General features: G+C 44.8%; 9 protein-coding genes. All 9 read right to left on the bottom strand.

What is annotated here, in order from left to right:
- Positions 1–1,281, bottom strand: a 1,281-nt coding sequence (locus tag CS931_RS13200) for a replication endonuclease (protein WP_086946366.1), incomplete at its 3' end; no start/stop codon positions are given.
- Between the two features lie 63 nt (positions 1,282–1,344).
- On the bottom strand, positions 1,345–2,331 hold the full coding sequence (locus CS931_RS13195; RefSeq protein ID WP_000466547.1) for a Minor spike protein: 987 nt from the start codon (positions 2,329–2,331) through the stop codon (positions 1,345–1,347).
- A gap of 8 nt (positions 2,332–2,339) precedes the next feature.
- Positions 2,340–2,867 carry a hypothetical protein gene (locus CS931_RS13190; RefSeq protein WP_000487867.1) on the bottom strand — a complete coding sequence of 176 codons (528 nt, stop codon included), beginning with the start codon at positions 2,865–2,867 and terminating at the stop codon, positions 2,340–2,342.
- 110 nt (positions 2,868–2,977) lie between these two features.
- A complete protein-coding gene (locus tag CS931_RS13185; protein ID WP_000065572.1) occupies positions 2,978–4,261 on the bottom strand; it encodes a major capsid protein in 1,284 nt (427 codons plus the stop codon).
- A 36-nt stretch (positions 4,262–4,297) separates the two neighbouring features.
- A complete protein-coding gene (locus CS931_RS13180) occupies positions 4,298–4,414 on the bottom strand; it encodes a phage DNA packaging protein J (protein ID WP_000033471.1) in 117 nt (38 codons plus the stop codon).
- On the bottom strand, positions 4,414–4,872 hold the full coding sequence (locus tag CS931_RS13175; RefSeq protein WP_000084700.1) for a scaffolding protein D: 459 nt from the start codon (positions 4,870–4,872) through the stop codon (positions 4,414–4,416). The genes CS931_RS13180 and CS931_RS13175 overlap by 1 nt, the downstream gene beginning before the upstream one ends.
- The gene (locus CS931_RS13170) at positions 4,869–5,108 is read right to left on the bottom strand and encodes a phage DNA packaging protein C (protein ID WP_016670801.1); all 240 of its coding nucleotides are present in this window, start codon (positions 5,106–5,108) and stop codon (positions 4,869–4,871) included. Before CS931_RS13170 ends, CS931_RS13175 begins: the two co-directional genes overlap by 4 nt.
- Complete coding sequence (locus CS931_RS13165; RefSeq protein WP_002253904.1) at positions 5,041–5,211, bottom strand: bacteriophage K family protein; 171 nt, start codon at positions 5,209–5,211, stop codon at positions 5,041–5,043. The genes CS931_RS13170 and CS931_RS13165 overlap by 68 nt, the downstream gene beginning before the upstream one ends.
- Positions 5,211–5,459 (bottom strand): hypothetical protein, encoded by a 249-nt coding sequence (locus tag CS931_RS13160; protein ID WP_002820105.1) that lies wholly within the window; start codon positions 5,457–5,459, stop codon positions 5,211–5,213. The genes CS931_RS13165 and CS931_RS13160 overlap by 1 nt, the downstream gene beginning before the upstream one ends.
- Positions 5,460–5,513: the final 54 nt, after the last annotated feature.

The raw sequence follows: 5,513 nt of genomic DNA, 5'->3' as shown, positions 1-5,513 counted from the left end.
TTTTGCGTTCTGCTTCAATATCTGGTTGAACGGCGTCGCGTCGTAACCCAGCTTGGTAAGTTGGATTAAGCACTCCGTGGACAGATTTGTCATTGTGAGCATTTTCATCCCGAAGTTGCGGCTCATTCTGATTCTGAACAGCTTCTTGGGAAGTAGCGACAGCTTGGTTTTTAGTGAGTTGTTCCATTCTTTAGCTCCTAGACCTTTAGCAGCAAGGTCCATATCTGACTTTTTGTTAACGTATTTAGCCACATAGAAACCAACAGCCATATAACTGGTAGCTTTAAGCGGCTCACCTTTAGCATCAACAGGCCACAACCAACCAGAACGTGAAAAAGCGTCCTGCGTGTAGCGAACTGCGATGGGCATACTGTAACCATAAGGCCACGTATTTTGCAAGCTATTTAACTGGCGGCGATTGCGTACCCGACGACCAAAATTAGGGTCAACGCTACCTGTAGGAAGTGTCCGCATAAAGTGCACCGCATGGAAATGAAGACGGCCATTAGCTGTACCATACTCAGGCACACAAAAATACTGATAGCAGTCGGCGTGTGAATCATTAGCCTTGCGACCCTCGGCAGCAAGAACCATACGACCAATATCACGAAAATAGTCACGCAAAGCATTGGGATTATCATAAAACGCCTCTAATCGGTCGTCAGCCAACGTGAGAGTGTCAAAAACGATAAACCAACCATCAGCATGAGCCTGTCGCATTGCATTCATCAAACGCTGAATAGCAAAGCCTCTACGCGATTTCATAGTGGAGGCCTCCAGCAATCTTGAACACTCATCCTTAATACCTTTCTTTTTGGGGTAATTATACTCATCGCGAATATCCTTAAGAGGGCGTTCAGCAGCCAGCTTGCGGCAAAACTGCGTAACCGTCTTCTCGTTCTCTAAAAACCATTTTTCGTCCCCTTCGGGGCGGTGGTCTATAGTGTTATTAATATCAAGTTGGGGGAGCACATTGTAGCATTGTGCCAATTCATCCATTAACTTCTCAGTAACAGATACAAACTCATCACGAACGTCAGAAGCAGCCTTATGGCCGTCAACATACATATCACCATTATCGAACTCAACGCCCTGCATACGAAAAGACAGAATCTCTTCCAAGAGCTTGATGCGGTTATCCATCTGCTTATGGAAGCCAAGCATTGGGGATTGAGAAAGAGTAGAAATGCCACAAGCCTCAATAGCAGGTTTAAGAGCCTCGATACGCTCAAAGTCAAAATAATCAGCGTGACATTCAGAAGGGTAATAAGAACGAACCATAAAAAAGCCTCCAAGATTTGGAGGCATGAAAACATACAATTGGGAGGGTGTCAATCCTGACGGTTATTTCCTAGACAAATTAGAGCCAATACCATCAGCTTTACCGTCTTTCCAGAAATTGTTCCAAGTATCGGCAACAGCTTTATCAATACCATGAAAAATATCAACCACACCAGAAGCAGCATCAGTGACGACATTAGAAATATCCTTTGCAGTAGCGCCAATATGAGAAGAGCCATACCGCTGATTCTGCGTTTGCTGATGAACTAAGTCAACCTCAGCACTAACCTTGCGAGTCATTTCTTTGATTTGGTCATTGGTAAAATACTGACCAGCCGTTTGAGCTTGAGTAAGCATTTGGCGCATAATCTCGGAAACCTGCTGTTGCTTGGAAAGATTGGTGTTTTCCATAATAGACGCAACGCGAGCAGTAGACTCCTTCTGTTGATAAGCAAGCATCTCATTTTGTGCATATACCTGGTCTTTCGTATTCTGGCGTGAAGTCGCCGACTGAATGCCAGCAATCTCTTTTTGAGTCTCATTTTGCATCTCGGCAATCTCTTTCTGATTGTCCAGTTGCATTTTAGTAAGCTCTTTTTGATTCTCAAATCCGGCGTCAACCATACCAGCAGAGGAAGCATCAGCACCAGCACGCTCCCAAGCATTAAGCTCAGGAAATGCAGCAGCAAGATAATCACGAGTATCCTTTCCTTTATCAGCGGCAGACTTGCCACCAAGTCCAACCAAATCAAGCAACTTATCAGAAACGGCAGAAGTGCCAGCCTGCAACGTACCTTCAAGAAGTCCTTTACCAGCTTTAGCCATAGCACCAGAAACAAAACTAGGGACGGCCTCATCAGGGTTAGGAACATTAGAGCCTTGAATGGCAGATTTAATACCAGCATCACCCATGCCTACAGTATTGTTATCGGTAGCAAGCACATCACCTTGAATGCCACCGGAGGCGGCTTTTTGACCGCCTCCAAACAATTTAGACATGGCGCCACCAGCAAGAGCAGAAGCAATACCGCCAGCAATAGCACCAAACATAAATCACCTCACTTAAGTGGCTGGAGACAAATAATCTCTTTAATAACCTGATTCAGCGAAACCAATCCGCGGCATTTAGTAGCGGTAAAGTTAGACCAAACCATGAAACCAACATAAACATTATTGCCCGGCGTACGGGGAAGGACGTCAATAGTCACACAGTCCTTGACGGTATAATAACCACCATCATGGCGACCATCCAAAGGATAAACATCATAGGCAGTCGGGAGGGTAGTCGGAACCGAAGAAGACTCAAAGCGAACCAAACAGGCAAAAAATTTAGGGTCGGCATCAAAAGCAATATCAGCACCAACAGAAACAACCTGATTAGCGGCGTTGACAGATGTATCCATCTGAATGCAATGAAGAAAACCACCATTACCAGCATTAACCGTCAAACTATCAAAATATAACGTTGACGATGTAGCTTTAGGTGTCTGTAAAACAGGTGCCGAAGAAGCTGGAGTAACAGAAGTGAGAACCAGCTTATCAGAAAAAAAGTTTGAATTATGGCGAGAAATAAAAGTCTGAAACATGATTAAACTCCTAAGCAGAAAACCTACCGCGCTTCGCTTGGTCAACCCCTCAGCGGCAAAAATTAAAATTTTTACCGCTTCGGCGTTATAACCTCACACTCAATCTTTTATCACGAAGTCATGATTGAATCGCGAGTGGTCGGCAGATTGCGATAAACGGTCACATTAAATTTAACCTGACTATTCCACTGCAACAACTGAACGGACTGGAAACACTGGTCATAATCATGGTGGCGAATAAGTACGCGTTCTTGCAAATCACCAGAAGGCGGTTCCTGAATGAATGGGAAGCCTTCAAGAAGGTGATAAGCAGGAGAAACATACGAAGGCGCATAACGATACCACTGACCCTCAGCAATCTTAAACTTCTTAGACGAATCACCAGAACGGAAAACATCCTTCATAGAAATTTCACGCGGCGGCAAGTTGCCATACAAAACAGGGTCGCCAGCAATATCGGTATAAGTCAAAGCACCTTTAGCGTTAAGGTACTGAATCTCTTTAGTCGCAGTAGGCGGAAAACGAACAAGCGCAAGAGTAAACATAGTGCCATGCTCAGGAACAAAGAAACGCGGCACAGAATGTTTATAGGTCTGTTGAACACGACCAGAAAACTGGCCTAACGACGTTTGGTCAGTTCCATCAACATCATAGCCAGATGCCCAGAGATTAGAGCGCATGACAAGTAAAGGACGGTTGTCAGCGTCATAAGAGGTTTTACCTCCAAATGAAGAAATAACATCATGGTAACGCTGCATGAAGTAATCACGTTCTTGGTCAGTATGCAAATTAGCATAAGCAGCTTGCAGACCCATAATGTCAATAGATGTGGTAGAAGTCGTCATTTGGCGAGAAAGCTCAGTCTCAGGAGGAAGCGGAGCAGTCCAAATGTTTTTGAGATGGCAGCAACGGAAACCATAACGAGCATCATCTTGATTAAGCTCATTAGGGTTAGCCTCGGTACGGTCAGGCATCCACGGCGCTTTAAAATAGTTGTTATAGATATTCAAATAACCCTGAAACAAATGCTTAGGGATTTTATTGGTATCAGGGTTAATCGTGCCAAGAAAAGCGGCATGGTCAATATAACCAGTAGTGTTAACAGTCGGGAGAGGAGTGGCATTAACACCATCCTTCATGAACTTAATCCACTGTTCACCATAAACGTGACGATGAGGGACATAAAAAGTAAAAATGTCTACAGTAGAGTCAATAGCAAGGCCACGACGCAATGGAGAAAGACGGAGAGCGCCAACGGCGTCCATCTCGAAGGAGTCGCCAGCGATAACCGGAGTAGTTGAAATGGTAATAAGACGACCAATCTGACCAGCAAGGAAGCCAAGATGGGAAAGGTCATGCGGCATACGCTCGGCGCCAGTTTGAATATTAGACATAATTTATCCTCAAGTAAGGGGCCGAAGCCCCTGCAATTAAAATTGTTGACCACCTACATACCAAAGACGAGCGCCTTTACGCTTGCCTTTAGTACCTCGCAACGGCTGCGGACGACCAGGGCGAGCGCCAGAACGTTTTTTACCTTTAGACATTACATCACTCCTTCTGCACGTAATTTTTGACGCACGTTTTCTTCTGCGTCAGTAAGAACGTCAGTGTTTCCTGCGCGTACACGCAAGGTAAACGCGAACAATTCAGCGGCTTTAACCGGACGCTCGACGCCATTAATAATGTTTTCCGTAAATTCAGCGCCTTCCATGATGAGACAGGCCGTTTGAATGTTGACGGGATGAACATAATAAGCAATGACGGCAGCAATAAACTCAACAGGAGCAGGAAAGCGAGGGTATCCTACAAAGTCCAGCGTACCATAAACGCAAGCCTCAACGCAGCGACGAGCACGAGAGCGGTCAGTAGCAATCCAAACTTTGTTACTCGTCAGAAAATCGAAATCATCTTCGGTTAAATCCAAAACGGCAGAAGCCTGAATGAGCTTAATAGAGGCCAAAGCGGTCTGGAAACGTACGGATTGTTCAGTAACTTGACTCATGATTTCTTACCTATTAGTGGTTGAACAGCATCGGACTCAGATAGTAATCCACGCTCTTTTAAAATGTCAACAAGAGAATCTCTACCATGAACAAAATGTGACTCATATCTAAACCAGTCCTTGACGAACGTGCCAAGCATATTAAGCCACTTCTCCTCATCCAACGCGTCAGTTTTTGACAGAATCGTTAGTTGATGGCGAAAGGTCGCAAAGTAAGAGCTTCTCGAGCTGCGCAAGGATAGGTCGAATTTTCTCATTTTCCGCCAGCAGTCCACTTCGATTTAATTCGTAAACAAGCAGTAGTAATTCCTGCTTTATCAAGATAATTTTTCGACTCATCAGAAATATCCGAAAGTGTTAACTTCTGCGTCATGGAAGCGATAAAACTCTGCAGGTTGGATACGCCAATCATTTTTATCGAAGCGCGCATAAATTTGAGCAGATTTGTCGTCACAGGTTGCGCCGCCAAAACGTCGGCTACAGTAACTTTTCCCAGCCTCAATCTCATCTCTCTTTTTGCGTTCTGCTTCAATATCTGGTTGAACGGCGTCGCGTCGTAACCCAGCTTGGTAAGTTGGATTAAGCACTCCGTGGACAGATTTGTCATTGTGAGCATTTTCATCCCGAAGTTGCGGCTCATT

The sequence above is a fragment of the Scatolibacter rhodanostii genome, from assembly GCF_900197595.1.
Classification (GTDB): domain Bacteria; phylum Bacillota; class Clostridia; order Oscillospirales; family Acutalibacteraceae; genus Scatolibacter; species Scatolibacter rhodanostii.
Note: the sequence above shows the minus strand (reverse complement) of the source record. Positions and strands in the feature narration are given on the sequence as shown.